The following is a 26,489-nucleotide window of genomic DNA, read 5'->3' on the forward strand; positions in this document are numbered from 1 at the left end:
CGGTTTTCCATGCCTGCACCGAATACTTTTCATGCGCTGCAGGCATGGCAGATCTGGTGCTTGACGCCAGGCCTTGAACGGCGTGGCGTTGAGCGGCAAGGTCGATTTTTATATTCCTTAAACTTCTATTGATAACTTCAAAGATTACTTTAAGAAATAAGCAGTGCGCAGCGATGATTCTGTCCAGCGAAGGCAAATGAGCTGCCTTCGATGAAACGAACGAGATCCCGGGAGTTGATCAATGGGTAATGTCCAGACCGCTGCCACCGCGCTCGATGTGCTCTGGCGCCAGACGCCGAGCGGTGAGCTGGTCGACCTCGGCCGACCACACCGCCTGCCGCTGGCGTACCAGCGCCTGCAGCGCACCCCGAAAAGCACCCTGGGGCGCCGGGAAAAAGTCCTCTTGGGGATTTTCGCCCTGGCCTTGCATGGCGCGGTGGCTTACTGGGTGAGCCAGGCGCCGACGCCGGTGTTGCCGGTGGTGCCGCCGGAAATTCCACCGATGACTATTGAGTTCTCGCAGCCGGCACCGCCGGTGGTGCAACCCCCTCCACCCGCGCCACCGCCAGCAGTGGTGGAGCCGCCACCACCGGTGATCGATGAGTTGGCCGCCAAGCCTGCACCCAAACCTGTGTCCAAACCTAAACCCAAGCCCGTGCCCAAGCCGGCTCCAAAACCTGCACCAAAGGCCGTCGAGCAACCCCCGGCGCCAGCGCAACCGGCCGCCCCACCGGCGCCGCCTGCACCGGCACCAGTGACGCCGGCCTCGGCCGACGCCGGGTACCTGAAGAACCCGGCACCGGAATACCCGGCCCTGGCTCACCGCCGCGGCTGGGAAGGCACGGTGCTGCTGCGGGTGCAGGTGCTGGCCAGTGGCAAGCCGGGTGAGATCCAGTTGCAGAAAAGCAGCGGTCGCCAGGCGCTCGACGATGCCGCACTGGCGGCGGTCAAGCGCTGGAGCTTTGTTCCGGCCAAGCAGGGCGAGGTGGCCCAGGACGGCTGGGTCAGCGTCCCGATCGAATTCAAGATTCACTAATTCGCGCTAACAGAGAGAGTACTGACATGACGTTATTGGCATCCCCCCTCGAATCCATCGAAAGCGCGGTGATCTGGCTGCTGGTGGGCTTCTCTGTCATCACCTGGGGCCTGGCCCTGGTCAAGGGTGTGCAGTTCGTACGCCTGAAGAATCAGGACAAGCGTTTTCACAAGCAATTCTGGGCGGCGTCCAGCCTGGATGCCGCCGCAGAACTGAGTGACAGCCAACCCGGGGCGGCTGCCCGCGTGGCCCAGGCCGGCTACGCCGCCATTGCTGTGGGCGAGCCTGGCCAGGCCAGCGACCTGAGCCAGGCCATCAATCATCAGGACCGCCTGGAACGCGCCCTGCGTCAGCAGATCGTGCGTGAACGACGCTCGCTGGAAACGGGCCTTGCGGTAGTCGCCAGTATCGGCAGCACCTCGCCCTTCATCGGCCTGTTCGGTACGGTCTGGGGCATCATGGAAGCCCTCAAGGGCATCAGTGCAGCGGGCTCTGCCAGCCTTGAAACTGTGGCCGGGCCCATTGGTGCGGCGCTGGTGGCCACGGGCGTGGGGATTGCCGTCGCGGTGCCGGCGGTGCTGGTTTACAACTACTTCCTGCGTCGCCTGAAACTCACCGCCGCCGACCTCGATGACTTCGCCCACGATTTCTACAGCCTGGCGCAGAAGAGTGCCTTCCGCGTGCTGGTCCACCCTGCGGCCTACAAGGCAGCCGGTACCCGTGCGCAAAAAGTGAAGGAGGCCTCCTGACATGGCGTTCTCGACCCAGGACAGCGACGAAGTACTCAGCGAGATCAACGTAACCCCGCTGGTGGATGTGATGCTGGTGCTGCTGGTGGTGTTCATCGTCACCGCGCCCCTGCTGACCAACGCCATCCCCATTAACCTGCCCAAGACCGAGGCCGTGGCGCCGGTGGAGCAGAAGGACCCGTTAGTGGTGAGCATCGACGGCGGCGGCAAGTTGTTCATCAACAAGGACGAGATCCAGCCCGACCTGCTGGAGACCAGCCTGCAGAGCGCCAAGGCCAAGGACCCGGAGCTGCGCGTGCAGCTGCAGGCTGATGATGGTGTGAACTACGGCGAAGTGGCGCGGGCCATGGCGGCCATCGAGCGTGCGGGCATTACCAAACTGGCGGTGATCACCGCCCGCTGAACGAGCAAGACTTCAGGGACCATTTCTGTGGCAGGGGATGGTCCCTTTTTTGTGCCTGTAGCACTGCCCTCGTAGCCGCGGCCGACAGGCTGCGATCGGCCGCGAAGCGGTCGTGGAGGTTCCTGGGCGACTGCTGCGCAGTCGATCGCAGCCTGGCGGCAGCGGCGACAAGCACTATGGTTTTGGTTATTAATAAATAGCTTCTTATTCCTTTACGAATATAACCACCTCCCTATACTTGACCTCATGTACGCAAACCAGCAGGAGGCGTTCCCATGCGCAATGAGTCGATCCGTTACCTGATTGTGCCGGGCTGGCAAGGTTCGCCAGAGGATCATTGGCAGAGTCACTGGCAGCAGGTGCTGCCCAACAGCGCTCGGGTCGAGCAGGCCGACTGGCTGACGCCAACGCGTGAGGACTGGGTTGCGGCACTGGAACAGGCGGTCGCCGCTGACGATTCGCCGGTGATCCTGATTGCCCACAGCCTGGGCTGCATTACCGTCGCCCATTGGGCTGCACACGCCAGTGTGAACCTGCTGCGTCGCGTTCGTGGCGCCTTGCTGGTGGCGCCGGCCGATGTCGAGCGCCCCACCTGCGCCGACGTCCTGCGCAACTTCGCCCCGATTCCACAGCAGTTGTTGCCGTTTCCAAGCCAGGTGGTCAGCTCCGACAACGACCCGGCCGTCAGTGCCCCGCGTGCCATGCAACTGGCCCGGGCGTGGGGCGCCGAGGCGGGCTTTCTGGCCGGTGCCGGGCATATCAACGTCAAATCCGGGCACCGTCGCTGGGAACAAGGTTTCGCCTACCTGTACCGCCTGCAGAGCCGCCTCGAACAGCACGCCCTTCGCCGCGCCTGATTCCGGGCGCTGACCTTCGCCAGATCCGACGCCCGGCCTCAGGTGCCGAGGGCGGGAGTTTGCCATGAGTACTCACGACACCCTGGGGCAGCCATTGCTGACCTTCCCCGAGCAGGACAAAAGCCCGCTGAGCATCCGCGCCAAGGCGCTGGTGTTCGTCGACCCGCGTTCGCGGCAACTGCGCGAAGAGCTGGAGCTGCTGGCGCCGCTGGCGTTGCCGGTGCTGATTCGCGGCGAGACCGGCACCGGCAAGGAGTTGCTGGCCCGTCAGATCCACCGGGCCAGCGATCGTGGCGGCCTGTTCGTTTCGGTCAACTGCGCCGCCATCAGTCCTACCTACGCCGACGCCGAGTTGTTCGGCTATAGCGCCGGGGCCCATAGTGGGGCGGCCAGCAGCCGCGCCGGCTGGTTCGGCTCGGCCAACGGCGGCACGCTTTATCTGGACGAGATCGCCGATTTGCCGCTGGCGATCCAGGTCAAGCTGCTCGCCGCCCTGGAAAACCATGAAGTCACCCGCGTTGGTGCCCAGCAACCTCACCCGGTGGATGTGCGGCTGGTGGCGGCATCGAGTATCGATCTGGCGGAAGCGGTCAATGCCGGCAAGTTCCACGAGCGGCTCTATCACTATTTGCGCGAGGGCCGCCTGGAGCTGCCAGCGTTGCGTGAGCGGGTGGGTGACATCCTGCCGTTGGCCGAGTATTTCGTCGGTATCTACAGCCCGCGGCTGAACCTGCCGGTACCGCTGATCAGCGAAGCGGCGCAGCGGGTGCTGGAATTGCACAGCTGGCCGGGCAATACCCGGGAGTTGGAAAACGTCATTCATTTCGCCTTGCTGGTCAGCAGTGGCGAAGAGATTCTGCCCCAGCACCTGAACCTGCCCACACCGCTGCAAGTGCTGGCCAGGCAGCTGGATCACCTCTGCGCCTGGGGCGAGCCACATGAGCTGAGTGCGGTGCAGGGCTTGCTGGAGCACGTGCTAGTGCAGCTTGCGTCAAAAAAGGAATAAGAAGCTAAGTAAAAGATATTGTTGCGGCATAAAGAATCTCGGTATTGTCCGCTTCAAGCCAGCTAGCAAAGTGCTGGCAACCCAATTTGCCGTCGACTGATGGCCACGTATTCGAATAAGGACTGCGCATGAAAAAGGCTCTGTTGTTCACTGCTCTGGCGACCGCACTGTCGGTTGCAGGTTTCGCCCAGGCGGGCGAGAAACTGGTGGTTGCTGCCACCCCTGTGCCGCACGCCGAGATTCTCGAGCTGATCAAACCGACCCTGGCCAAAGAAGGTGTGGACCTGGAGATCAAGGTGTTCACCGACTATGTGCAGCCTAACGTGCAGGTCGACCAGAAGCGTCTGGACGCCAACTACTTCCAGACCCTGCCATACCTGAAGAACTTCAACGAAGGTAAGGGCACCCACCTGGAAACCGTGATCGGCGTCCACGTCGAGCCTTTCGGTGGCTACTCCAAGAAGATCAAGAGCCTGAGCGAACTGAAGGAAGGCGCCACCGTCGCCATTCCTAACGAAGGCAGCAACAGCGGTCGTGCCCTGTTGCTGTTGCAGAAGGCGGGCCTGATCACCCTGAAAGACCCGAAGAATGCCCTGGCGACCCCGAAAGACATCGCCGAGAACCCGAAGAAACTGAAGTTCCGCGAGCTTGAGTCGGCCATGCTGCCGCGCGTACTGGATCAGGTGGACCTGGACATGATCAACACCAACTACGCCCTGGAAGCTGGCTTGAACCCGGCCAAGGACGCGCTGGTGATCGAAGGCGCCGATTCGCCGTACGTGAACTTCCTGGTGGCCCGTCCGGACAACAAGGACAGCGAGGCGATCCAGAAGCTGGCCAAGGCCTTGACCAGCCCTGAAGTGAAGAGCTTCATCGAGAAGAAATACAGCGGTGCGGTACTGCCGGCGTTCTGATTCGCCGCAGTCCGGGCTGCACAAAAAACGCCGACGCAGGCTAAGCCGCGTCGGCGTTTTTGCGTACGGCGCGCATCAGCGCAGCCAAGAGTTTCAACAGGTCCTGGGGATCGTGCTGCGCAGTGTTGTTCATTGTTGTGTTCTGCCTTGAGGGACAAGCGATAGCGCTTGGAGTGCGCGCATGGCCGAAAGATCCCGGTGCCACCAATCAATTTGCAATGGCGGCTTGTCACAGGCTTCCCGTAGCCGCTGCCGCCATGAAACTTCGACGTCCGCTTCACGGCCGATCACAGCCTGGCGGCAGCGGCTAGGGGTCGCAACCAGCCTAACGCCCTGGCACCAGCCTCAAGGTGCTCTGTGCCGCAACCTCCCCCAATTGCGCCTGGTGATACTGCCCCTCGATATAGTCCTTGGCCTGGTCGGCATAGTGCTTGTCGAACAGCACACCGCTTTGCCCGACCGGGTTGATGGTCAGGGCCTGCCCGGCATCGGCGAAGTCGATCAGGCGTCGGGTCGATGGCCCATAGGTGACCGGCCAGGGTGCCGGGCCGATTTTCGCCGAGAGGTTATTGGGCACTTCATGGCTGCCCGGTGCGGCAAAGGCACCGACATTGAACAGCAGGTTCAACGGCTTCTGCAGCCCCAGTGGATGGTTATGGGTCAGGGTGTGCGCCTTGCCCCATTGCCAGTCGGCCGGGTCTTTGCCCAGGGTTTCGCGCAGGTGGACCAGGCTGGCCTGCCAGGCGCGTTTCACCGCTTCGCTGCGACTGCCGTGCTCGCTGCTGCCGTGCAGCCCCCACCAGGGTGATTCGGCGTCGGCGGCCAGGCGTGGCAGGGCGGCGTCGATGGCGCGGGCGCTGAGCAGTGTCTGGAACCAGGCATCGCCCAGTTCGTCATGCATTGCCGCGTAAGCCAGGTCGTAGAGGAATTGGTTGAACAGCGTGGCGTTGACCGAGTCCAGCGGGTAGTCGCCGTTCCAGCTGGCCAGTTGCTCGACCAGCTCTTTCTCCTGATCGCCCTGGGCCACTTCGCGCAGCACGCCGAGCAACGGTGCCAGGGTGCGTTGGCCATAGCCGGTGGTGGTGTCGAGCTGCAGCGCCCGGCTGTTCTGGGTGTCCCATTTGACTTGTGGGTCGGCCAGGTGGCGGTCCAGTTGCTGGCCACGGTCGGCAAGGTTGTAGTAACCCGGGATCGGCATGGCAGCGGGTGGCTGGTAGTTGGCCGAGACGATATAGCCGCTGGCTGGGTTCTCCTGATGCGGGTTGGCGCTGAAGGGATAGAAGCCGAGCTTGTCGGCCTGGGGTGTGCTGCCGTCGAGGATAAAGGTCGAGTCGACCCCCGCCGGGCGAATCGGCAGCTGCGCCGCCGCCCACCAGCCGATATCACCGCTGGCGTTGGCCCACACCAGGTTGAGCCCGGGGGCCTGGATCTTCGCCGCTGCCGCGCGCATTTTGTCCAGGGTGTCGGCGCGGTTGACCTGATAGAAGCCGTCGAGAATCGGGTTGTCGGTTTCCAGAAAGGCCCACCACATGGCAATCGGCGTGGGGCCTGCGTGGCTGCCGATCACGTCGTTGACGATGGGGCCGTGGGGCGAGCGGCGCAGGGTGATACTGATCGGTGCTTCCCCCTTCACCGCGATGCTGTCCTGGGTAATGGCCAGCGGCTGCCACTGGCCGTTGATACGCACCTGATCGGGATTGTCGGGGTTGACCTGCTCGGCGATCAGGTCGACATCGTCGTTCTGGAACATGGTCAGGCTCCAGCCGAACTGACGGTTATGCCCAAGCGATGCAAACGGGTTGAGCGCCTGGTGATAGCCATACAGGTTGAAGCCGGGCGCCGACAGTTCGGCCTCGTACCACACCGCCGGCACGGCAAAGCTGATGTGCGGGTCGCCTGCCAGCAACGGCTTGCCACTTCGGGTGTGGTTGCCGGAGACGGCCCAGGCGTTGCTGCCTTCGTAGTGGGGAATGCCGGCCTCGCTCAGGGCTTGCTGACTGACCCGGGCCAGGTGCTCGAGACTTTTCCAGTCGGCGGCAGCCAGCGGCGGGCTGCTGTGCAGTGCGCCCTGGGGATTCCAGCCGAGGTCAAAGATGTTCAGGTACTCGGCACCGAGTTGATCGCGCACGTAGGTCATTGCCGGTTCGGTACGAAACGCTGCGGCGAAGCTGTAGGCCATGTAGCCGGCGATGCTCAAGGTGTCTTGCGCGGTGAAGGGCCGGGGCGTGATGCCCAGCACATCGAATTCCATGGGTTTGGGATGGCTTGCCTGCCAGGCGTTGACGCCATCGAGGTAAGCCTGCAGGGCGAGCCAGGCGGGCGACTGCTTGTCCTGGCGTTCGACATAGCGTTCGGCTTGCTCGCGAATACGCAGGGAACGGAACAAGGTGTCGGTCGGCACCAGCTTGCTGCCGAGGATTTCGGCCAGCTCGCCACGGGCCAGGCGACGGATGATCTCCATCTGGAACAAGCGGTCCTGGGCATGCACGTAGCCCAGGGCGTGGTACAGGTCGGTCTCGTTCAGGGCCTGGATATGCGGCACGCCGCGCTCGTCGTAGCGCACGCTGACCGGGGCCTGCAGGCTGGCCAGGGTCACCTCGCCTTCACGCTGCGGCAGCTTGCCCTGCACATACCAGTAACCGCCGCCGGCTGCCGCGGCAATGACCACGGCGAGGAAGGTCAGGCTGCGCTTCATCAGAACTCCTTGTACTTTTTGGCGGACAATGTGGTCCGATCATCGAGGTATTTGCGCACAGAGGATAGTCCCTAAGGAGGCACCATGGACCTCAGCGAAAAGCAGAAAATGCTCACCGGCCAGCTCTACCGCGCCACCTGCCCGGAACTGCAGGCCGAACAGATCGCCAACAAGTTGTGGATGCAGCGCTACAACGGCAGCGTCGAGCTGCTCAATGACCATCGTCATGGCCTGTTGCTGGAGCACTTTCATGCAGTGGGTGAAGGCGCAGTGATTCGCCCGCCGTTCTATTGCGACTACGGGTACAACATCAGCGTGGGTCGCAATGTATTCATGAACTTCAACTGCGTAATCCTCGATGTCTGCCCGGTGAGCATCGGCGACGACTGCCAGATCGGCCCGGCGGTGCAGCTCTACACTGCCGACCACCCGATGGACCCGGAGCTGCGCCGCAGCGGCCTGGAAAGCGGGCGGCCGGTGAAGATCGGCAACAACGTGTGGATTGGCGGTGGGGCAATCATCCTGCCCGGCGTGACGGTTGGCGATAACGCTGTGATTGGTGCCGGCAGTGTGGTCACTCGTGATGTGCCAGCGGGCTCGACGGTGGTGGGGAATCCTGCGCGGATGCGTCAGCCAGCCCAGGGGCAGTAACACCCCACCGCCATCGTGTGAGTGGCACTGACTGACCGCCCCTGGCTCAGCGCCAGAAGAATGGGTTCGATAAAGCTGTTGCTTGAATTGCAGGTTGCCCCCTCGCTGTAGGGGCCGAAGTAAGCCAGCTTGCCCTGGCGGTCCCAGATCGCCACGGCGGGGCTGGCGGGCAGGTGTTCGGTCCCTGGCAGATCGGCCAGTGGCTTGAGGGCGCTCAAGGTGGCCGGCAACTGGCCACGGCTGCCGGGCTTTTGTACGACGTAGAACTCCACGCCCTGGGCACCGAAGTGTTCGATCAGTTCGGCCAGGTGCTGCTGGTTGCCGACGTTGCACGGGCAGGCCGGGTCCCAGAAATGCACCAGGCGGATCGGCCCGGGGCCGGCGATGGCGTCCGGCAGTTGCAGGCGATCGCCGGAAAACAACGCCGTCTGGTTGTCGAAGGTACGCAGGTAGCGATTCTGGAAGCTGTCGTACGCCCACCACAGGCCCGCGGCGCACAGTGCGGTGATAAGCAGGCCGAGCAAGGTGCGGGTGGTAGGCGCGAGCATGGGGATGGTTTTCCGGAAAATGTCGCCTAGCTTGCCATGCTGCCGGCGACAGCTGAATATCACAGGTCAATATCCCGCTTCTTGTGTTCGGAAATCCTTATGCCTGCGTCATTTCAACCCGACTCGTTACGCGCCAGCCTCTCGCCTCTGGTTGCGCGTCAGCCACTGTCGGCGCAGGCCCAGGCCTATCAGCGCTACTACGGGCTCGATCTGTCGGCGCGCAAGGTAGAGCCGCAGCGCTGGTTGGGGCGCTTCGAGGCCGCGGGTTTCGAGCTGGTCGGGCAGGTCTGGATACCTGCAGCACCCGTGGCGACCCTGGTGATGTTGCATGGCTTCTATGACCACATGGGTTTGTACCGCCATGTCATCGATTGGGCGCTGGATCAGGACTACGCGGTCATTGCCTGCGACTTGCCGGGGCACGGCCTGTCCAGCGGCGAGCGGGCCAGTATCGACAACTTCGCGACCTACCAGCAGGTACTGCAGGCGCTGTTCGAACAAGGCCACGCGCTGGCGCTGCCGCACCCCTGGCATTTGTGTGGACAGAGCACAGGCGGGGCGATTGTCATCGATCATTTGCTGCACAGTGGCGCGCAAAGCCCGGCCCAGGGCGAGGTAATCCTGTTGGCGCCACTGGTGCGACCACGCTCGTGGCGCTGGTCGAAATTCAGCTATCGCTTGCTGCGTCCGTTCGTCAAAGGTATCGAGCGACGCTTCAGCGAGAATTCCAACGACCCGACCTTCCTGCCGTTCCTGCAGGCTGACCCGCTGCAGCCACGGCGCTTGCCGACCGCCTGGGTGGGGGCGCTGGTGGCATGGGTCAAGCGCATCGAGGCGGCGCCTGCCAGCACGCGGCGGCCGTTGATTATCCAGGGTGAGTCCGACATGACCGTCGACTGGCCACACAACCTCAAGGTGTTGCGGGAGAAATTTGCCGAGCCTGAGATACTGCTGATCCCCGAGGCGCGTCACCACCTGGCCAATGAGCTGCCGGCGATTCGACAGCGTTACTTCGACTTTATCGACCAGCGCCTGGGCTGATCACTTCAGGTCAGAGGTGTTCTGCCCGACCGCCAGGCCCGCGCGAATGGCCGCCAGGGCGGCCTTGTAGTAGGCCTGGCCTTCGTTGGATTCGGCAAAGGTGGCGAAGGCTTCAAGCTCGGCGTCGGTCAGGTCGCGGTAGACGTACAGCAGGGTGTTGTTCAACTCGCTGCCGATCTGGCTCATCAGTCGCTGGCGCTGGCCATCGAGCAGGCTCTGGGCCTGGCCACCCCCGAGCAGGCCGGGGATCATCTGGCTCAAGCTGTCGGCGGCAACGCCGGCAATCGCCAGGCTGACTTCGGCACCGGCCTCGCGAGCGGGCAGGGCCTGGGCCAGGTGGCCGATGATCAGCAGACGGTCGTCGCTGGCCTCGACCTTGGGCAAGCCCTTGGCGTTCTTGGCCAGTTGGTCGCGACGGGTCGCCAGCAGTTCGGCCGCGACGATCTTGCGACCCAGGGGCGACTGGAAAAAGGTCAGCGCGGGTGCCGGGTTGCTCAGGTTGGCGCGCAATTGTGCCTGCGCACGCCGGTCCACGGCCTGGGCCTGGAAACGCTGGTTGCTGTTATTGACCAGCGCCTGGTAAACGGCAGGCGGCAAGCTATTGCGATAGCGCTGCTGGGCGGCATCGAGGGCATCGGTAAAGTGGGCGCGCTGCTCAGGCCAGCCGGCGACCTTGTAGAGTTGGTCGAGGCTGTCTGCCCAGACAGGCGTGGTGCAGATCATGATCAGCAGAAAAAACAAACGGCGCATTCAGGACTCCTGTCGGCAGGGCGCTATTGTCTTGGCCTTGCCGGGCTTTGTCGAGACGCCATTGCACACTCTCAGCCAAGTGGCGCTGTCGGATTGCGCAGCACATCGATACTATGCGCGCCATGCACTTACCTTCTGATCACCCGCTGCTGTTGCGTATTGTCGACGACCTGGCCACCTGTGGCTGGTCGCAGCAGAACTTCTTCCTGCCAGGGCCCTTCACCCTGGCGCTGGCGGCTGAATGCCGCAAACGTGCGGCCGAAGGTGAGCTGGCGCCGGCGGCGGTAGGCCGCGGGCCCTCCCAGGAGGTGCGCGAGGGTATTCGCGGTGACCACATCCAGTGGCTCGAACCCGGCCAGGCCGAGTCCTGCGACCAGTACCTGAACCTGATGGACAGCCTGCGCGAAGCACTCAACCGCGGCCTGTTCCTGGGGTTGGAAGACTTCGAGTGCCACTTCGCCCTGTACCCACCAGGGGCGTTCTACCGCAAGCACCTCGATCGTTTTCGCGACGACGACCGGCGCATGGTCTCGGCGGTGATTTACCTCAACCCCGAGTGGCTGCCGGAGGACGGCGGGCAACTGCGCATGACCCTCAAGGGCGACGTGGAGCATGACGTACAGCCCATTGGCGGCTGCCTGGTGGTGTTTCTGTCGGGCGATATCCCCCATGAAGTGCTGCCGGCACAGCGCGAGCGCCTGTCGCTGACCGGCTGGTTCCGTCGTCGTGGCAACGAACCCTTCTAGGCCGCAGCACAAGGTGCTGGTCAGCGCCTGCCTGCTCGGCCAGCCCGTGCGCTATGACGGGCGCTCCAGTGGTCATCCCGATCTGTTGCAGCAATGGCAGGGCGAAGGCCGGATCGTGCCGTTGTGCCCGGAAGTGGCGGGCGGCTTGCCGACGCCCCGCCCACCTGCAGAAATTCCCGGTGGCCAGGGGGCGGCTGTGCTGGAGGGTGATGCGCAGGTCATCACGGTAGGGGGCGAGGATGTCACGGCGCAGTTTGTGGCCGGCGCGCAGATGGCGCTGGCGCTGGTGCGCAAGCACGGCATTCGGATTGCGGTGCTCAAGGCGGGCAGCCCGTCGTGTGGCAACCAATTGACCTACGACGGTACGTTCAGCGGCACCAAGGTGGCGGGGGAAGGCGTCACGACCGCATTGCTGCGCCGCGAAGGGGTGCTGGTGTTCAGTGAGTTGGAGCTTGAGGCGGCCGCGTTGGCGTTGGGGCGGCTGTAATGCTTTCGTGGGGCAAGCCTGCTCCTACGATGGCAGGAGCGGGCTTGCCCCGCGATGTTCTTGAATTCACTTCGGCGGCTTGCTGGCATCCATCCCGAACCATTTCTGCGACAGTTCGCTCAGTCGGCCATCGGCCTTTATCCGTTGCAGGGCGTTGTCCACGGCGCTCTGGAAGGCCGGGTTACCTTTCTGGAACGGAATTGCCAGGCTCAGGATAGGCCCCACAGTGGCGCCTTTGGTCACGTGCTGCTCGCTGTCACGAATGGCGAAGGGCACCAGCAGTCGGTCGCTGATGGCCGCGTCGATCTGCTCGTTGGCCACGTCCTTGATCGGTTGGGTCGCATCCGGGTAGCTGCGCAGGTCAACGCCTTCGACGCCGCGCGCCTGTTCGGCGAACTGGCTGCCCTGGACCACGCCCAGGCTATGTCCCTTGAGAGCATCGAGGGTGCTCGGGGGGCGCTTTTCTTCCTTGCGCACGATCAACTGGGCACTGGAATAACCGTAGGGCTCACTGAAGTCCAGGCGCTCCTTGAGTTCCGGGGTAATGGCGACATGGTTCAGGGCGATGTCGTACTTGCCGCTTTCGACGCCTGGCAGCAAGTCGTCCCGATCGGTGACGACGAACTCGGCGCGAACATCGAGTTCATTCGCCAGCAGTTGACCCAGTTCGATCTCGAAACCGGCCAGTTTCTCGTCTTTCTTGAAGTTGAACGGCGCCATGTTGGCTTCGACGGCAATGCGAAGTTCGCCGCGGTCATTGATGTCGTCGATCAGTTCTGCATGTGCCCATGGGCTGAGCAGGGTGGCAAGTAGTACCCCGATGGTCAAACGCATAAGCCCCTTAATCCTTTTGGCAGTAAAAATGACAGTCGCCGCAGCTTTGTGATGATGCCACGGTCGCGCGCAACTTAGGACCGCATCCTGTCCTGGATGTTAGATACCAGGAGAAATATTTTCCTGCGGTGTTCCCGAACATATTTTGATTCATTTGTTCTATGGTTACAGGTCGTTGCCATTCGATTCAGTGGCAACGGTATTGAAGTAAATCACAGGAGAAGTGAATGAAAAGCCTAGTTTCGCGTGCTGCCGTTGCCGGCCTGCTGATGGGAGTCTCGGTATTTGCCGCCGCCGAAGGCCTGAAGAGCCAGGAGCCGCCGAAAGACGCCAAGGTCTTCATCGTCTCCCCAGCCGATGGCGCGACGGTCGACAAGACCTTCACCGTCAAGTTCGGCATCGAGGGCATGGCGCTCAAGCCAGCGGGTGACCAGACACCGCATACCGGCCACCACCACCTGCTGGTAGACGTCGACAAGGAACCGGCTAGCGACCAGGTACTGCCGACCAGCCTGCTGCCGGAGAACAAGGCACCTCTGCCAGCTGGCCCGCAAGTGCTGCACTTTGGCAAGGCACAGACTGAAGTGGAGCTGACCCTGACCCCAGGCAAGCACACCCTGCAACTGGTACTGGGCGACAAGTTCCACGTGCCCTTCAAGCCAAGTGTCGAATCGAAGAAGATTACCGTCACTGTGAAGTAAGCGGCTGAAACGATCGCGGGGCAATCCCGCTCCTACACTACGTAGGAGCGGGATTGCCCCGCGATTTTTGTCGCCTGAATAACTTAGAACAGTACGCGGGAACGAATGGTGCCCTTGACCTGTTGCAGTTTTTCTTGCGCCAGATCCGAGTACTCGGCGTCAACGTCGATGACCACGTAACCGACTTTCTCGTTGGTCTGCAGGAACTGACCGGAGATGTTGATACCGTTTTCGGCGAAGACTTTGTTGATCTCGCTGAGTACACCCGGAATGTTTTCGTGAATGTGCAGCAGGCGGTGCTTGCCTGGGTGCGCCGGCAGGGCCACTTCAGGGAAGTTGACCGACGAAACCGATGTACCGTTGTCGCTGTACTTGACCAGCTTCTCGGCCACTTCCAGGCCGATATTGGCCTGGGCCTCGGCGGTGGAACCACCGATGTGCGGAGTCAGGATCACGTTGTCCAGGCCACGCAGCGGGCTTTCGAACTCTTCGTCGTTGGAGCGTGGCTCCACCGGGAATACGTCAATGGCAGCGCCGATCAGGTGCTTGTCCTTGATCGCGGCGGCCAGGTGATCGAGCTCGACCACGGTGCCACGAGCAGCGTTGATCAGGATGCCGCCTTTCTTGATGGCACGGATTTCCTTCTCGCCCATCATCCACTGGGTGGCGGCGGTTTCCGGTACGTGCAGCGAAACGATGTCGGACATCGCCAGCAGCTCGTGCAGGTTGCCTACCTGAGTGGCATTGCCCAGCGGCAGCTTGGTGATGGTGTCGTAGAAGTACACCTGCATGCCCAGGCCTTCGGCCAGGACCGACAGTTGGGTACCGATCGAGCCGTAGCCGACGATGCCCAGCTTCTTGCCACGGATCTCGAAGGAGTTGGCTGCGCTCTTGATCCAGCCGCCGCGGTGGCAGGAGGCGTTTTTCTCAGGGATGCCGCGCAGCAGCAGGATCGCTTCGGCCAGCACCAGCTCGGCGACCGAACGGGTGTTGGAGTAAGGTGCGTTGAACACCGCGATACCGCGCTCGCGAGCGGCTGCCAGGTCGACCTGGTTGGTACCGATGCAGAAACAGCCGACAGCGACCAGTTTCTTGGCGCAGTCGAAAACCTCTTCGGTCAGTTGAGTGCGTGAGCGGATGCCGATGAAATGGGCATCAGCGATCTTTTCCTTCAGATCGGCGTCTGGCAGGGAGCCAGTGAGGTACTCGATGTTGCTGTACCCGGCGGCCTTGAGGACGTCCACGGCGGATTGGTGGACGCCTTCGAGAAGAAGGAACTTGATCTTGCTCTTATCGAGAGAAGTCTTGCTCATCTGCGTAAACCTGTGTCCCGGAGAAAAATGGCAGGGAAGTGAAGCGCTCGCAGTATCGGCCTCAAAGCACGATCAGCGGGGGGCGTATGCTAGCATGAGTACCCCCCGATACGCCCATCCCTGGCACGTGAAGAGTGCTCAGGGTGACTATGAATAGTTCGAGAGTTCTGTCGATGACCGATTCTGCGTTGCTTGATGAGCTGATGACCCTGGTTGAGCCCGGCAAGATGCTGACTGATGCGGCTTCTCTCGAAGCGTATGGCAAGGATTGGACCAAGCATTTCGCCCCGGCGCCGCGGGCTATCGTATTTCCCAAGAGCACCGAACAGGTCCAGGCCATCGTCCGCTGGGCCAACCAGCACAAGGTTGCCCTGGTGCCGTCGGGCGGCCGCACCGGGCTTTCTGCGGCGGCGGTGGCTGCCAATGGCGAAGTAGTCGTGTCGTTCGATTACATGAACCAGATCCTGGCGTTCGATGAATTCGACCGCACCGTGGTCTGCCAGCCCGGCGTGGTCACCGAACAGTTGCAGAACTTTGCCGAAGACAAGGGCTTGTACTACCCGGTGGACTTCGCCTCTGCAGGTTCCAGTCAGATTGGCGGCAATATCGGCACCAATGCCGGCGGTATCAAGGTTATTCGCTACGGCATGACCCGCAACTGGGTCGCCGGCCTGAAAGTGGTCACCGGCAAGGGCGAACTGCTTGAGCTGAACAAGGACCTGATCAAGAACGCCACCGGCTACGACCTGCGCCAGCTGTTCATCGGCGCCGAGGGCACCCTGGGCTTTGTGGTCGAGGCGACCATGCGCCTGGACCGTGCGCCAAACAATCTCACCGCGATGGTGCTGGGCACGCCTGATTTCGACTCGATCATGCCGGTGCTGCACGCCTTTCGCGACAAGCTCGACCTCACCGCCTTCGAATTCTTCTCCGACAAGGCCCTGGCCAAGATCATGGGTCGCGGCGATGTGCCTGCGCCTTTCGACACGCCGTGCCCGTTCTATGCCCTGCTGGAGTTCGAAGCCAGCAATGAAGCGGTGGCCAACGACGCCCTCGCCACGTTCGAGCATTGCGTGGAGCAAGGCTGGGTGCTGGATGGGGTGATGAGCCAGAGCGAGCAGCAGTTGCAGAACCTCTGGAAGTTGCGTGAGTACATCTCCGAAACCATCTCGCACTGGACGCCGTACAAGAATGATATTTCGGTGACTGTCTCGAAAGTGCCGGCATTTCTCCGGGATATCGATGCGATCGTCGAACAGAACTATCCGGACTTCGAGGTAGTTTGGTACGGCCATATCGGTGACGGCAACCTGCACCTGAACATCCTCAAGCCCGACGCTCTGAGCAAGGACGAGTTCTTCGCCAAGTGCGCCACGGTGAACAAGTGGGTGTTCGAGATCGTGCAGAAGTACAACGGCTCGATCTCTGCCGAACATGGAGTGGGCATGACCAAGCGGGATTACCTGACCTACAGCCGGTCGCCCGCTGAAATCGAATACATGAAAGCCGTGAAGGCGGTGTTCGACCCCAACGGGATCATGAATCCCGGCAAAATCTTCGCGGTCGAGTGAGTTACAAGCACAAGAGCTTCCAATAGCGCCAGGAGTCGGTAATGAGCTATCAGCACCAGTATGTAGACGGCACGCGTATTCACTTTCCCCTGGGCAAGGTGGTGTGCATCGGGCGCAACTATGCCGAGCACGCCAAGGAACTGGACAACCCAATCCCCACTGAACCTTTGCTGTTCATCAAGCCGGGCAGCTGTGTAGTGCCGATGGATGGCGGCTTCAAGATCCCCACCGAGCGCGGCTCGGTGCATTACGAGGCAGAGATTGCCGTATTGCTGGGCAAATCGCTGTCACCTGAGCCGAGCGAGGAAGAAGTGCTCGACGCCATTTCCGGCTTCGCCCCGGCCCTGGACCTGACCCTGCGTGACCTCCAGGCCGAGCTCAAGGCCAAGGGCCTGCCGTGGGAGCGCGCCAAGTGCTTCGACGGTGCGTGTGTGCTGGCGCCCTTCGTATCGGGCGGCACCTTTGAAGACCTGGCCGATATCGGCATTCGCCTGACCATCAACGGTGAGGTGCGCCAGGACGGCAACAGCGCCCTGATGCTCAACCCGATCGTGCCGATGATCCAGCACATGGCCTCGCAGTTCACCCTGCAGGCTGGCGATGTGATCCTGACCGGTACGCCGGTTGGCGTCGGGCCGCTCAATCCGGGCGACGAGCTGGTGCTGGAACTGCCCGGCGCGAGCCGTTTCGAAAGCAAAGTGCTGTAACCCCTCCCTCATGGCAGCCAGTGATGCTGGCTGCCATGCGCTCTGTCGGCTTTTGTCATTTTTTTCACAATCAATCCGGATAATGCTTGCGGATTCGGCTCTGTGAACGTGCCGGTAATGTGTTATTAACTGGCAAAAAACAAGAGCATCGATCCCCATGGCCACTCCCGTTCCTTCCAGTAAAACCGTGCCTTCTGCGCGTAAGCGCGGGCTTGCCTTGCGTTGGTCAACCTGGGTGGCCGCAGCGGCCATCATTGGTTATGGGGTGGCGATTGCCATGCACTGGGACGATCGCGGGCTGCTGTGGATAAAGGAAGGGTTTGAAACCCCGGTCGAGCAGCAAGCCAGCATCTGGCTGCCGGATTATCAGGTCGATATCGATGCCAAAGTGTTGCCGGGCATGGAAGACGACGAAGCGTCCGACCTGACCTATAACCCGGTGAGCAAGACGTTGTTCGCGGTGATGGGCAAGAACCCCTTCCTGGTCGAACTGAACCTTGACGGCGATGTATTGCGCAAGATGCCGCTGGTGGGGTGGAGCAACCCTGAAGGTGTGGCGGTGCTCGAAGGGGGTCGCCTGGCGATTGTCGATGAGCGTGATCACAAATTGACCATCGTGACCCTCGGCGCCGACACCCAGTCGCTGAACATCGCCGACTTCCCGCAATATGACCTCGGTCCTTCAAAGAATCAGAACAAGGCCTTCGAGGCGGTAGCCTGGGACCCGGCGCAGCAGCGCATTATCCTTGGCGAAGAACGTCCGCCGGCGCTGTTCACCTGGGCCAGCGATGGCAAGCGCCCGCTGGCGGGCGACAAGCAATCGCTGCCAAGCGACGAACTGGACCTGCGCAACCTCTCGGCGCTGGGTGTAGACCCGCGCACCGGCCACCTGCTGGTGCTGTCGGCAGACTCCAACATGCTGCTGGAACTGGACGAGAAGGGCGAGCAAGTCAGTTTCATGACCCTGCTCGGCGGCTTCAATGGCTTGAGCAAGCGTATTCCACGTGCCGAAGGCGTGGCGATGGATGAACATGGCACGCTGTACATCGTCAGCGAGCCGGATCTGTTCTATCGTTTCAAAAAGCCTTGAATTGAGACAATTCCTACGCAGCTTTTAAGTTTGGCTTCAGTTGAATGTGGTTTGATTCAGGCTGTCACCCATCGAGTCCCCCTGAATGCGCCGCTACATCCGCCTGCCCCTGATTGCCCTGGTTGTCAGCCTGATCGCCCTGCTTCTGCTTGCAGTAGCGGGGCAGCATTACCGTCTGTATGAGCGAGGTTGGTTCAACCTCAAGAGCTGGTGGCAGCCGGCCGAGCAGAGCATGGGGCTTGATCAGTACCGCGTGGTCCTTCAGGCCAAGCCCATCGACGGGCTGGATGAAGACATTTCCGCGCTGACCTTCGACCCGGATCGCAACAGCTTGTTCACCGTTACCAACAAGCAGCCTGAGCTGATCGAGCTGTCGCTGGACGGGCGTATCTTGCGGCGCGTACCGTTGACCGGTTTCGGCGATCCCGAGGCGGTGGAGTATGTAGGCCCCGGCAGCTATGTGATTACCGATGAGCGCGAGCAGCGCCTGATCCGTGTGCGGGTTGACGACACCACGCTGTTTCTCGATGCCAATGACTCCGAACAGCTGAGCCTGGGCATTGGCCTGAACGGCAACAAGGGTTTTGAAGGGCTTGCCTATGACTCGAAGGGCAAGCGCCTGTTCGTGGCCAAGGAGCGCGACCCGATGCTGATCTACGAAGTGCATGGTTTTCCCCATGACAACCCCGAGCAGCCCTATGCGGTACACGTAGTGCAGGACCGCAAGCGTGATTCGCGATTGTTCGTGCGTGACCTGTCGAGCTTGCAGTTTGACGAGCGCAGCGGCCACTTGCTGGCCTTGTCGGATGAGTCGCAGTTGGTGCTGGAGCTCGATACCACCGGCAAGCCCCTGAGCAGCCTGTCGTTGCGCAAGGGTTTCCAGGGACTGGAGAAGAGCGTGCCCCAGGCCGAAGGCATCGCCATGGACGATGCCGGGACCATCTACCTGGTCAGTGAGCCGAACCTGTTCTACGTGTTCAAGAAGCCGACTGACTGACCGTATCGCGGGGCAAGCCCGCTCCCACATGTGGGAGCGGGCTTGCCCCGCGATGCTTCAGGCTTTGAGCGTTTTCACACCTTCAGCCGTGCCCAACAGCAGCAGGTCCGCCGGCCGCGCCGCGAACAGGCCGTTGGTGACCACGCCGACGATGGCGTTGATCTGGCGTTCCAGCTCCACCGGGTTGGTGATCTGCATGTTGTACACATCAAGGATGATGTTGCCGTTGTCGGTCACTACACCCTCGCGATAAACAGGGTCGCCGCCTAGCTTGACCAACTGGCGCGCGACATGGCTGCGGGCCATCGGGATGACTTCGACCGGCAGCGGGAAAGCGCCAAGCACCGGCACCAATTTGCTGGCGTCGGCGATGCAGATGAAAGTCTTGGCCACGGCAGCAACGATTTTCTCGCGGGTCAGGGCTGCACCGCCACCCTTGATCAGGTTCAGGTGCTCGTCGCTCTCGTCGGCGCCGTCGACATAGAACTCCAGGTCGCTGACGGTGTTCAGTTCATAGACCGGAATACCGTGGCCCTTCAGGCGCGCGGCGGTGGCTTCGGAGCTGGCGACCGCGCCGTCGAAGGCGGTCTTGTGCTTGGCCAGGGCATCGATGAAACAGTTGGCGGTCGAGCCGGTGCCGACGCCGACGATGCTCTTGTCGTCGAGCTTGGGCAGAATGAAGTCGACAGCGGCCTGGGCGACAGCCTGTTTGAGTTGGTCCTGGGTCATGCGGGCTCCGAAGCGGGGAGGAGTATCGTGAAGGCGCGTAGTATAGCGGCTAAAACCGCAGACTTGCTGTGGTCGCCCGACGGGGCGCTGGGGTAGACTCCAAGCCCCCGCCCAACCGCCCAGTGATGCTTTCCCGATGCTCGAACAGTACGTCAAGAAGATCCTCACCTCGCGCGTTTACGACGTTGCGGTCGAAACCCCGTTGCAGACAGCCGGCCAACTGAGCAAGCGCCTGGGCAACAACATCCTGCTCAAGCGCGAAGACTTGCAGCCGGTGTTTTCCTTCAAGATTCGTGGTGCCTACAACAAGCTGGCGCAGCTGACCCCGGAAGAACTGGCCCGTGGCGTAGTCACGGCCTCGGCGGGCAATCATGCCCAGGGCGTGGCCCTGGCGGCGCGGGAGTTGGGGATCAAGGCGACCATCGTGATGCCCAAGACCACTCCGGAGATCAAGGTCGAAGGCGTGCGTTCGCGCGGTGGCAAGGTAGTGCTGCACGGTGACTCCTTCCCTGATGCGCTGGCTTATTCGCTCAAGCTGGTCGAGGAAAAAGGCTTCGTTTATATCCACCCCTACGACGATCCGCACACCATTGCCGGGCAGGGCACGGTGGCCATGGAGATTTTGCGCCAGCACCCGGGCCAGTTGGATGCGATCTTTGTACCGGTCGGCGGCGGCGGGCTGATTGCGGGCATTGCCGCCTACGTGAAATACCTGCGCCCAGAGATCAAGGTGATCGGCGTCGAGCCGGATGACTCCAACTGCCTGCAGGCTGCCATGGCCGCCGGTGAGCGGGTGGTGCTGCCCCAGGTCGGGCTGTTCGCCGACGGCGTGGCGGTGGCGCAGATCGGTCAGCACACCTTCGACATCTGCAAGCAGTATGTCGACGAGGTGGTGACCGTGAGTACCGATGAAATCTGCGCGGCAATCAAGGATATCTACGACGATACCCGCTCGATCACCGAACCTGCTGGCGCGCTGGGCGTCGCCGGGATCAAGAAGTACGTCGAGCTCAAGGGTGTCGGCGGGCAGACCCTGGTGGCCATCGATTCGGGTGCCAACGTCAACTTCGACCGCCTGCGCCACGTTGCCGAACGGGCCGAGCTGGGCGAGGGCCGCGAAGCTATCATCGCGGTCACCATTCCCGAGCAGCCGGGCAGCTTCAAGGCGTTCTGCGAAGCCATCGGCAAGCGCCAGATCACCGAGTTCAACTACCGTTACCACGCCGATGGCGAGGCGCACATTTTCGTCGGTGTGCAGACCCACCCGGATACCGATCCGCGCAGTGCGCTGATCCAGAGCCTGACCGAACAGGGCTTTCCGGTGCTCGACCTGACCGACAACGAACTGGCCAAGTTGCACATCCGCCACATGGTCGGCGGTCATGCGGCGCGGGTCAGTGACGAACTGGTGCTGCGCTTTGAATTCCCGGAGCGTCCGGGGGCATTGTTCAACTTCCTCAACAAGCTGGGCGGTCGCTGGAACATTTCGATGTTCCACTACCGCAACCACGGTGCGGCCGATGGTCGCGTGGTAGCCGGCCTGCAGGTTCCGGATGATGAGCGCCACCTGGTGCCGGCGGCGCTGGCCAAGATCGGCTATCCGTACTGGGATGAAACCGATAACCCGGCGTACCGGCTGTTCCTGGGCTGAGCAGCTAAGCTCAGTTCAGCCTAAAAGGAAGCAAATGACATGGAACACCTGACCACTCTCAAAGCCCTGCACGTGTTGGCCACCGTGGTGCTGCTCGGCAGTGCCCTGGGCCTGGCGATCTGGACGTGGCTGGCGCGTCGCAAAGGCGACGCCACCGCCCCCACCCGCTTGATGCAGCGTCCGCTGGTGTTCGTCTGGTTGTTGATGGGCATCAGCCTGGTGAGCATGCCGTTCACCGGCTGGTGGCTGGTACACCTGATTGGCTGGCCGCTGGGCCAGACCTGGGTGCTGGGCTCCAGCGTGATCTACACCTTGGGTGCGTTCAGCTGGTTCTGGCTGCTGGCGCGGGTCAATCGCCTACGCACCGAGCCGGGAGCGGGTAGCCCGAAGTTCACCCTGGCGCTGGCGGTGTTCAGTGGGGTGTGTTTTATCGCCATTGCGGGGTTGATGGGCGCTAAGCCGGTCTGACCAATGCATCGCGGGGCAAGCCCGCTCCTACAGTGTGGGAGCGGGCTTGCCCCGCGATCACCTTCACCTCAATCGCGCAGGCTGATCACCGGCCAGCCGCGCTTCTCGGCCTCGGCACGCAGGTTCGGATCAGGATCGACCGCCACCGGGTTGGCCACTTGCTCCAGTAGCGGCAGGTCGTTCATCGAATCGCTATAGAAGTAGCTGCCGTCCAGGTTATGGCCGTTCTCTTCCAACCAGCGGTTCAGGCGCGTCACCTTGCCTTCACGGAAGCACGGTACATCTGTGCTGCGTCCGGTGTAGCGACCATCAACCATCTCGCATTCGGTGGCCAGCAGGGTCTCGACGTCCAGGCGCTTGGCAATCGGGCCGGTAATGAAGCGGTTGGTGGCGGTGATGATCACCAGCTTGTCGCCAGCGTCGCGGTGCTTCTTCAATAGCGCCAGTGCCTTGGGCTGAACGATCGGCTCGACGCAGTCCCGCATGAAGTCACGATGCCATTCGTCGAGTTGCGCCATGTCAGTCGCGGCCAGGATCTCCAGGCTGAAGTTCAGGTAGGCATCCAGGTCCAGCTTGCCAGCCAGGTAGTCCTGGTAGAAGGCATCGTTGCGGTTCTGGTACTCCACCGGGTCGAGAATCCCGCGGGCGCAGAGGTAGTCCCCCCAGGCGTGATCGCTGTCGCCGCCAAGGAGGGTATTGTCCAGATCGAATAAAGCCAGGCGCATTGAAGTCACTCGCATAACATCTGAAAAGGCCCACAGAATACGGACTTTTCACAACGATGCACATAAGGTAAACAGGCGCGTTGCTGGCCTTGTGGCCTTTGTGGAACAATGCCGTGACATGCGTTTGCGAGGTTGCTGCCGTGATCGACCCCGATGGTTTTCGCCCCAATGTCGGGATCATTCTGACGAATGATCTTGGGCAGGTGCTATGGGCTCGACGGATCAACCAGGATGCCTGGCAGTTTCCCCAGGGTGGGATCAATCCTGAAGAAACGCCGGAAGATGCCCTGTACCGCGAGCTGAACGAAGAAGTGGGGCTTGAGCGGGATGATGTTGAAATTCTTGCCTGCACCCGCGGCTGGTTGCGTTATCGTTTACCCCAACGTCTGGTCCGTACCCATAGCCAACCGCTGTGCATCGGCCAGAAGCAAAAGTGGTTTCTCCTGCGCCTGGTCTCCAACGAGCAGCGGGTGCGGATGGATCTGACCGGGAAACCGGAGTTCGATGGCTGGCGTTGGGTCAGTTATTGGTATCCGCTGGGCCAGGTGGTGACATTCAAGCGCGAGGTTTACCGCCGCGCTCTCAAAGAGCTTGCCCCGCGCCTGCTGGCGCGCGACTGACGACGGAGTTCGACCCCGAGCCATGCTCAATACGCTGCGCAAGATCGTCCAGGAAGTTAACTCCGCCAAGGATCTCAAGACGGCGTTGGGGATCATTGTGTTGCGCGTAAAAGAGGCCATGGGCAGTCAGGTCTGCTCCGTCTATCTGCTTGATCCGGAATCCAACCGTTTCGTGCTGATGGCCACCGAGGGCTTGAACAAGCGCTCGATCGGCAAGGTCAGCATGGCACCCAACGAGGGCCTGGTCGGCCTGGTCGGCACCCGCGAAGAGCCACTGAACCTGGAACACGCCGCCGACCACCCGCGTTATCGCTACTTTGCCGAAACGGGTGAAGAACGCTTCGCTTCATTCCTTGGTGCGCCGATCATCCACCACCGGCGTGTGGTGGGGGTGCTGGTTATCCAGCAAAAGGAACGTCGCCAGTTCGACGAGGGCGAAGAAGCCTTTCTGGTGACCATGAGCGCCCAGCTCGCCGGCGTTATTGCCCATGCCGAGGCCACGGGATCGATCCGTGGCCTTGGTCGTCAGGGCAAGGGTATCCAGGAAGCCAAGTTCGTCGGTGTGCCAGGTTCGCCCGGTGCGGCGGTGGGCAAGGCGGTGGTCATGCTGCCGCCGGCCGATCTCGACGTGGTGCCCGACAAGACCGTCGATGACATCGACGCCGAACTCCAGCTGTTCAATAACGCCCTGGAAGGGGTGCGCGAAGACATGCGCAACCTCTCCGCCAAACTGGCCACCCAGTTACGCCCGGAAGAGCGCGCGCTGTTCGACGTCTACCTGATGATGCTCGATGACGCGGCCCTGGGCGGTGAAGTGGCGCAGGTGATCAAGACCGGCCAGTGGGCGCAGGGTGCCCTGCGCCAGGTCGTGACCGAGCACGTCAATCGCTTCGAACTGATGGACGATGCCTACCTGCGCGAGAGGGCTTCCGACGTGAAGGATCTGGGCCGGCGTCTGCTGGCCTACCTGCAAGAGGCAAGGCATCAGACGCTGGTCTACCCTGACAACACCATTCTGATCAGCGAAGAGCTGACCCCGGCCATGCTCGGCGAAGTGCCGGAAGGCAAGCTGGTGGGCCTGGTGTCGGTACTGGGCTCGGGCAACTCCCACGTTGCAATCCTCGCCCGCGCCATGGGCATTCCCACCGTGATGGGCCTGGTCGACCTGCCGTACTCGAAGGTCGATGGCATCGACATGATCGTCGATGGCTACAAGGGCGACGTCTATACCAACCCCAGCGATGTACTGCGCAAGCAGTATGCCGAAGTGGTCGAAGAAGAACGCCAGCTGGCCCAGGGGCTCGATGCCCTGCGCGAACTGCCGTGCATCACCCTCGATGGCCACCGCATGCCGCTGTGGGTCAACACCGGCCTGCTCGCCGACGTGGCTCGTGCCCAGCAGCGTGGCGCCGAAGGGGTAGGGCTGTACCGCACCGAAGTGCCGTTCATGATCAACCAGCGCTTCCCCAGCGAAAAGGAACAACTGGCGATCTACCGCGAGCAACTGGCGGCCTTTCACCCGTTGCCTGTCACCATGCGCAGCCTCGACATCGGCGGTGACAAGGCGCTGTCGTATTTCCCGATCAAGGAAGACAACCCCTTCCTTGGCTGGCGCGGTATCCGCGTTACCCTCGACCACCCGGAAATCTTCCTGGTGCAGACCCGCGCCATGCTCAAGGCCAGTGAAGGCCTCAACAACCTGCGCATCCTGCTGCCGATGATTTCCGGTATCCACGAGCTCGAAGAAGCCCTGCACCTGATCCACCGTGCCTGGGGTGAAGTGCGCGACGAGGGCACCGACGTGCCGATGCCGCCGGTGGGTGTGATGATCGAGATCCCGGCAGCGGTGTACCAGACCCGCGAGCTGGCGCGCCAAGTGGACTTCCTGTCGGTCGGCTCCAACGACCTGACCCAGTACCTGTTGGCGGTGGACCGCAACAACCCGCGTGTCGCCGACCTCTATGACTACTTGCACCCGGCAGTCCTGCAGGCACTGCAGAACGTGGTGCGTGATGCCCATGCCGAAGGCAAGCCGGTGAGTATCTGCGGCGAGATGGCCGGCGATCCGGCAGCGGCGGTGTTGTTGATGGCCATGGGCTTTGACAGCCTGTCGATGAACGCCACCAACTTGCCGAAGGTGAAATGGATGCTGCGTCAGGTGAGCCTGAGCAAATCCCAGGAATTGTTGGCCCAGGCCATGGGTATCGACAACCCGCAAGTTATCCACAGCTCGCTGCAATTGGCCCTGAAGAACCTGGGGCTGGCGCGGATGATCAATCCAGGGTCGTCGAAGACCTTGTGACATCGCGGGGCAAGCCCGCTCCTACACCGGTAGGAGCGGGCTTGCCCCGCGATTGTGTCAAAGCTGCAAACCCACCTCGCCCAAGTGCCCCCCGAACGGCCCGAAGCTGCGCTCGACCATCCTCCGCCGACCATCCGCCTCGACAATCAGCACAGTACTCGCCCGCGTACCGTAGTTCTGGCTGGCAATGAACACACTCGACAGCAACCGCTCAGTACTCATCCCCACCCCGGTTTCCGGCAGTTCTGCATCTGCCGCCTGCAGGTTATCCCCCAGCAGGTCCAGTAGCGCTTCAGGTTGAGGGTCGGCCAGGTGCTGCTGCAAGCTCGTTCGTGCCTTGACCAGCTTTGGCCACGGTGTATCCAGGCCAGCATTGGAGAGCCCGTACACGCCCTCACTCAGTAGTTGCGGCGCCGCTTCGCGGGCATTCAGATACCCCAGCTGCCCGCCATCAGCCACCAGCAGGTTGAACCCCGAATAGTGCTGGCTGTGGCTGGCCACCTGGTCCAGGTAGGCCTCGACCCCCAGCTTCCCGCGCAAAAACGCCGCCACCAGTTCGCCCCGTGAGCGGGCGCCCTGGGCCTGGTGCGGGTCGCGGATGTTGGTCAGCGCCGCGAAACGACCTGCCGGGCCCACGCCCAGCCAGGTGCCGCCCGCTTCCAGGTCGCGCCCGGCATAGACCCCTGGCGCATCGTCCCAGGCCTCAAGCACACGGCTCGGGCGGGCGTAGAACTCATCGCGGTTGGCCGCGACGATCAGCGGCTGGGCATGCCCCGGCCGCCAGGCGAAAACGATCAGGCACATAGGTGGGCCTCTGTGTTTTTTACCCACTCTACCGATAGCGTCCTGCCGGTTCCATCGACTTCATGTGTCTTCACTAGAGCCACAGGCCTACCTT

27 protein-coding genes are annotated in these 26,489 nt (G+C 62.1%); 19 read left to right on the forward strand and 8 right to left on the reverse strand.

Going from position 1 to position 26,489, the window contains the following annotated elements; genetic code table 11:
• Positions 1 to 241 precede the first annotated feature (241 nt).
• The 6 genes from H621_RS0113120 to H621_RS0113145 all read left to right on the forward strand — a co-directional run bounded on the left by H621_RS0113120 (position 242) and on the right by H621_RS0113145 (position 4,965).
• Positions 242 to 1,036 carry an energy transducer TonB gene (locus H621_RS0113120; RefSeq protein WP_028943839.1) on the forward strand — a complete coding sequence of 265 codons (795 nt, stop codon included), beginning with the start codon at positions 242 to 244 and terminating at the stop codon, positions 1,034 to 1,036.
• 26 nt (positions 1,037 to 1,062) lie between these two features.
• The gene (locus tag H621_RS0113125; RefSeq protein ID WP_028943840.1) at positions 1,063 to 1,785 is read left to right on the forward strand and encodes a MotA/TolQ/ExbB proton channel family protein; all 723 of its coding nucleotides are present in this window, start codon (positions 1,063 to 1,065) and stop codon (positions 1,783 to 1,785) included.
• A gap of 1 nt (position 1,786) precedes the next feature.
• A complete protein-coding gene (locus tag H621_RS0113130; RefSeq protein WP_028943841.1) occupies positions 1,787 to 2,188 on the forward strand; it encodes an ExbD/TolR family protein in 402 nt (133 codons plus the stop codon).
• A gap of 275 nt (positions 2,189 to 2,463) precedes the next feature.
• Complete coding sequence (locus H621_RS0113135; protein WP_028943842.1) at positions 2,464 to 3,045, forward strand: alpha/beta hydrolase; 582 nt, start codon at positions 2,464 to 2,466, stop codon at positions 3,043 to 3,045.
• 64 nt (positions 3,046 to 3,109) lie between these two features.
• On the forward strand, positions 3,110 to 4,051 hold the full coding sequence (locus tag H621_RS0113140) for a sigma 54-interacting transcriptional regulator (RefSeq protein WP_028943843.1): 942 nt from the start codon (positions 3,110 to 3,112) through the stop codon (positions 4,049 to 4,051).
• Positions 4,052 to 4,179: 128 nt separating this feature from the next.
• A complete protein-coding gene (locus H621_RS0113145; RefSeq protein ID WP_028943844.1) occupies positions 4,180 to 4,965 on the forward strand; it encodes a MetQ/NlpA family ABC transporter substrate-binding protein in 786 nt (261 codons plus the stop codon).
• A 325-nt stretch (positions 4,966 to 5,290) separates the two neighbouring features.
• Here H621_RS0113145 and H621_RS0113155 read toward each other — a convergent pair whose 3' ends face one another.
• Complete coding sequence (locus H621_RS0113155) at positions 5,291 to 7,660, reverse strand: penicillin acylase family protein (RefSeq protein ID WP_028943845.1); 2,370 nt, start codon at positions 7,658 to 7,660, stop codon at positions 5,291 to 5,293.
• Between the two features lie 84 nt (positions 7,661 to 7,744).
• On the opposite strand from H621_RS0113155, the gene H621_RS0113160 reads away from it, so the two are divergent.
• The gene (locus tag H621_RS0113160; RefSeq protein WP_028943846.1) at positions 7,745 to 8,311 is read left to right on the forward strand and encodes a sugar O-acetyltransferase; all 567 of its coding nucleotides are present in this window, start codon (positions 7,745 to 7,747) and stop codon (positions 8,309 to 8,311) included.
• Here H621_RS0113160 and H621_RS0113165 read toward each other — a convergent pair.
• A complete protein-coding gene (locus H621_RS0113165; RefSeq protein WP_028943847.1) occupies positions 8,290 to 8,859 on the reverse strand; it encodes a DUF6436 domain-containing protein in 570 nt (189 codons plus the stop codon). The genes H621_RS0113160 and H621_RS0113165 overlap by 22 nt on opposite strands.
• Before the next feature lie 99 nt (positions 8,860 to 8,958).
• Here H621_RS0113165 and bipL point away from each other — a divergent pair, with 99 nt between their 5' ends.
• Complete coding sequence (gene bipL, locus H621_RS0113170) at positions 8,959 to 9,900, forward strand: phospholipase BipL (protein ID WP_028943848.1); 942 nt, start codon at positions 8,959 to 8,961, stop codon at positions 9,898 to 9,900.
• On the opposite strand, the gene H621_RS0113175 is transcribed toward bipL, so the two are convergent.
• Positions 9,901 to 10,650, reverse strand: coding sequence for a DUF2059 domain-containing protein (locus tag H621_RS0113175; RefSeq protein WP_028943849.1), 750 nt, complete (start codon positions 10,648 to 10,650; stop codon positions 9,901 to 9,903). It lies immediately after the preceding gene.
• 113 nt (positions 10,651 to 10,763) lie between these two features.
• Here H621_RS0113175 and H621_RS0113180 point away from each other — a divergent pair, with 113 nt between their 5' ends.
• A complete protein-coding gene (locus H621_RS0113180) occupies positions 10,764 to 11,396 on the forward strand; it encodes a 2OG-Fe(II) oxygenase (RefSeq protein ID WP_028943850.1) in 633 nt (210 codons plus the stop codon).
• Positions 11,377 to 11,883 (forward strand): 2-thiouracil desulfurase family protein, encoded by a 507-nt coding sequence (locus H621_RS0113185; RefSeq protein WP_036989804.1) that lies wholly within the window; start codon positions 11,377 to 11,379, stop codon positions 11,881 to 11,883. The genes H621_RS0113180 and H621_RS0113185 overlap by 20 nt, the downstream gene beginning before the upstream one ends.
• Positions 11,884 to 11,949: 66 nt before the next feature.
• On the opposite strand, the gene H621_RS0113190 is transcribed toward H621_RS0113185, so the two are convergent.
• Positions 11,950 to 12,717: a transporter substrate-binding domain-containing protein gene (locus tag H621_RS0113190; RefSeq protein WP_028943852.1), complete on the reverse strand. Its 768-nt coding sequence runs from the start codon at positions 12,715 to 12,717 to the stop codon at positions 11,950 to 11,952.
• A 227-nt stretch (positions 12,718 to 12,944) separates the two neighbouring features.
• Between H621_RS0113190 and H621_RS0113195 the strand changes: the two genes are divergently transcribed.
• Positions 12,945 to 13,418, forward strand: a complete 474-nt coding sequence (locus tag H621_RS0113195; protein ID WP_028943853.1) for a DUF4399 domain-containing protein — start codon at positions 12,945 to 12,947, stop codon at positions 13,416 to 13,418.
• 83 nt (positions 13,419 to 13,501) lie between these two features.
• Here H621_RS0113195 and serA read toward each other — a convergent pair whose 3' ends face one another.
• On the reverse strand, positions 13,502 to 14,731 hold the full coding sequence (gene serA / locus H621_RS0113200; RefSeq protein ID WP_028943854.1) for a phosphoglycerate dehydrogenase: 1,230 nt from the start codon (positions 14,729 to 14,731) through the stop codon (positions 13,502 to 13,504).
• A gap of 173 nt (positions 14,732 to 14,904) precedes the next feature.
• Between serA and H621_RS0113205 the strand changes: the two genes are divergently transcribed.
• The 4 genes from H621_RS0113205 (at position 14,905) to H621_RS0113220 (ending at position 19,096) form a co-directional block, all read left to right on the forward strand.
• Complete coding sequence (locus tag H621_RS0113205; RefSeq protein WP_028943855.1) at positions 14,905 to 16,302, forward strand: FAD-binding oxidoreductase; 1,398 nt, start codon at positions 14,905 to 14,907, stop codon at positions 16,300 to 16,302.
• Positions 16,303 to 16,343: 41 nt separating this feature from the next.
• Positions 16,344 to 17,009, forward strand: a complete 666-nt coding sequence (locus tag H621_RS0113210) for a fumarylacetoacetate hydrolase family protein (RefSeq protein WP_028943856.1) — start codon at positions 16,344 to 16,346, stop codon at positions 17,007 to 17,009.
• Positions 17,010 to 17,166: 157 nt separating this feature from the next.
• Positions 17,167 to 18,099: an SdiA-regulated domain-containing protein gene (locus tag H621_RS0113215; protein ID WP_028943857.1), complete on the forward strand. Its 933-nt coding sequence runs from the start codon at positions 17,167 to 17,169 to the stop codon at positions 18,097 to 18,099.
• An 85-nt stretch (positions 18,100 to 18,184) separates the two neighbouring features.
• Positions 18,185 to 19,096 carry an SdiA-regulated domain-containing protein gene (locus tag H621_RS0113220; RefSeq protein WP_028943858.1) on the forward strand — a complete coding sequence of 304 codons (912 nt, stop codon included), beginning with the start codon at positions 18,185 to 18,187 and terminating at the stop codon, positions 19,094 to 19,096.
• 57 nt (positions 19,097 to 19,153) lie between these two features.
• Here H621_RS0113220 and rpiA read toward each other — a convergent pair whose 3' ends face one another.
• Entirely contained in the window at positions 19,154 to 19,825 is a 672-nt protein-coding gene (rpiA, locus tag H621_RS0113225; protein WP_028943859.1) for a ribose-5-phosphate isomerase RpiA, read from the reverse strand.
• Positions 19,826 to 19,961: 136 nt separating this feature from the next.
• Between rpiA and ilvA the strand changes: the two genes are divergently transcribed.
• Positions 19,962 to 21,476 (forward strand): threonine ammonia-lyase, biosynthetic, encoded by a 1,515-nt coding sequence (ilvA, locus tag H621_RS0113230; RefSeq protein WP_028943860.1) that lies wholly within the window; start codon positions 19,962 to 19,964, stop codon positions 21,474 to 21,476.
• A gap of 39 nt (positions 21,477 to 21,515) precedes the next feature.
• On the forward strand, positions 21,516 to 21,944 hold the full coding sequence (locus H621_RS0113235; protein ID WP_028943861.1) for a DUF2269 domain-containing protein: 429 nt from the start codon (positions 21,516 to 21,518) through the stop codon (positions 21,942 to 21,944).
• A gap of 68 nt (positions 21,945 to 22,012) precedes the next feature.
• Here the strand turns inward: H621_RS0113235 and H621_RS0113240 are convergent, their stop codons facing one another.
• Positions 22,013 to 22,669 carry a histidinol-phosphatase gene (locus H621_RS0113240; protein WP_028943862.1) on the reverse strand — a complete coding sequence of 219 codons (657 nt, stop codon included), beginning with the start codon at positions 22,667 to 22,669 and terminating at the stop codon, positions 22,013 to 22,015.
• A gap of 140 nt (positions 22,670 to 22,809) precedes the next feature.
• On the opposite strand from H621_RS0113240, the gene H621_RS0113245 reads away from it, so the two are divergent.
• Positions 22,810 to 23,289, forward strand: coding sequence for an RNA pyrophosphohydrolase (locus tag H621_RS0113245; RefSeq protein ID WP_010222140.1), 480 nt, complete (start codon positions 22,810 to 22,812; stop codon positions 23,287 to 23,289).
• 22 nt (positions 23,290 to 23,311) lie between these two features.
• Positions 23,312 to 25,591: a phosphoenolpyruvate--protein phosphotransferase gene (ptsP, locus tag H621_RS0113250; RefSeq protein WP_028943863.1), complete on the forward strand. Its 2,280-nt coding sequence runs from the start codon at positions 23,312 to 23,314 to the stop codon at positions 25,589 to 25,591.
• 57 nt (positions 25,592 to 25,648) lie between these two features.
• Here ptsP and H621_RS0113255 read toward each other — a convergent pair whose 3' ends face one another.
• On the reverse strand, positions 25,649 to 26,395 hold the full coding sequence (locus tag H621_RS0113255) for an NRDE family protein (protein ID WP_028943864.1): 747 nt from the start codon (positions 26,393 to 26,395) through the stop codon (positions 25,649 to 25,651).
• Positions 26,396 to 26,489 lie beyond the last annotated feature (94 nt).

It is taken from the genome of Pseudomonas vranovensis DSM 16006 (assembly GCF_000425805.1).
Taxonomy (GTDB): domain Bacteria; phylum Pseudomonadota; class Gammaproteobacteria; order Pseudomonadales; family Pseudomonadaceae; genus Aquipseudomonas; species Aquipseudomonas vranovensis.

Coding starts and splice junctions, on each gene's coding strand:
- H621_RS0113120 (WP_028943839.1), top strand. CDS start 242: ATGGGTAATGTCCAGACCGCTGCCACCGCGCTCGATGTGCTCTGGCGC.
- H621_RS0113125 (WP_028943840.1), top strand. CDS start 1,063: ATGACGTTATTGGCATCCCCCCTCGAATCCATCGAAAGCGCGGTGATC.
- H621_RS0113130 (WP_028943841.1), top strand. CDS start 1,787: ATGGCGTTCTCGACCCAGGACAGCGACGAAGTACTCAGCGAGATCAAC.
- H621_RS0113135 (WP_028943842.1), top strand. CDS start 2,464: ATGCGCAATGAGTCGATCCGTTACCTGATTGTGCCGGGCTGGCAAGGT.
- H621_RS0113140 (WP_028943843.1), top strand. CDS start 3,110: ATGAGTACTCACGACACCCTGGGGCAGCCATTGCTGACCTTCCCCGAG.
- H621_RS0113145 (WP_028943844.1), top strand. CDS start 4,180: ATGAAAAAGGCTCTGTTGTTCACTGCTCTGGCGACCGCACTGTCGGTT.
- H621_RS0113155 (WP_028943845.1), bottom strand. CDS start 7,660: ATGAAGCGCAGCCTGACCTTCCTCGCCGTGGTCATTGCCGCGGCAGCC.
- H621_RS0113160 (WP_028943846.1), top strand. CDS start 7,745: ATGGACCTCAGCGAAAAGCAGAAAATGCTCACCGGCCAGCTCTACCGC.
- H621_RS0113165 (WP_028943847.1), bottom strand. CDS start 8,859: ATGCTCGCGCCTACCACCCGCACCTTGCTCGGCCTGCTTATCACCGCA.
- bipL (WP_028943848.1), top strand. CDS start 8,959: ATGCCTGCGTCATTTCAACCCGACTCGTTACGCGCCAGCCTCTCGCCT.
- H621_RS0113175 (WP_028943849.1), bottom strand. CDS start 10,650: ATGCGCCGTTTGTTTTTTCTGCTGATCATGATCTGCACCACGCCTGTC.
- H621_RS0113180 (WP_028943850.1), top strand. CDS start 10,764: ATGCGCGCCATGCACTTACCTTCTGATCACCCGCTGCTGTTGCGTATT.
- H621_RS0113190 (WP_028943852.1), bottom strand. CDS start 12,717: ATGCGTTTGACCATCGGGGTACTACTTGCCACCCTGCTCAGCCCATGG.
- H621_RS0113195 (WP_028943853.1), top strand. CDS start 12,945: ATGAAAAGCCTAGTTTCGCGTGCTGCCGTTGCCGGCCTGCTGATGGGA.
- serA (WP_028943854.1), bottom strand. CDS start 14,731: ATGAGCAAGACTTCTCTCGATAAGAGCAAGATCAAGTTCCTTCTTCTC.
- H621_RS0113205 (WP_028943855.1), top strand. CDS start 14,905: ATGACCGATTCTGCGTTGCTTGATGAGCTGATGACCCTGGTTGAGCCC.
- H621_RS0113210 (WP_028943856.1), top strand. CDS start 16,344: ATGAGCTATCAGCACCAGTATGTAGACGGCACGCGTATTCACTTTCCC.
- H621_RS0113215 (WP_028943857.1), top strand. CDS start 17,167: ATGGCCACTCCCGTTCCTTCCAGTAAAACCGTGCCTTCTGCGCGTAAG.
- H621_RS0113220 (WP_028943858.1), top strand. CDS start 18,185: ATGCGCCGCTACATCCGCCTGCCCCTGATTGCCCTGGTTGTCAGCCTG.
- rpiA (WP_028943859.1), bottom strand. CDS start 19,825: ATGACCCAGGACCAACTCAAACAGGCTGTCGCCCAGGCCGCTGTCGAC.
- ilvA (WP_028943860.1), top strand. CDS start 19,962: ATGCTCGAACAGTACGTCAAGAAGATCCTCACCTCGCGCGTTTACGAC.
- H621_RS0113235 (WP_028943861.1), top strand. CDS start 21,516: ATGGAACACCTGACCACTCTCAAAGCCCTGCACGTGTTGGCCACCGTG.
- H621_RS0113240 (WP_028943862.1), bottom strand. CDS start 22,669: ATGCGCCTGGCTTTATTCGATCTGGACAATACCCTCCTTGGCGGCGAC.
- ptsP (WP_028943863.1), top strand. CDS start 23,312: ATGCTCAATACGCTGCGCAAGATCGTCCAGGAAGTTAACTCCGCCAAG.
- H621_RS0113255 (WP_028943864.1), bottom strand. CDS start 26,395: ATGTGCCTGATCGTTTTCGCCTGGCGGCCGGGGCATGCCCAGCCGCTG.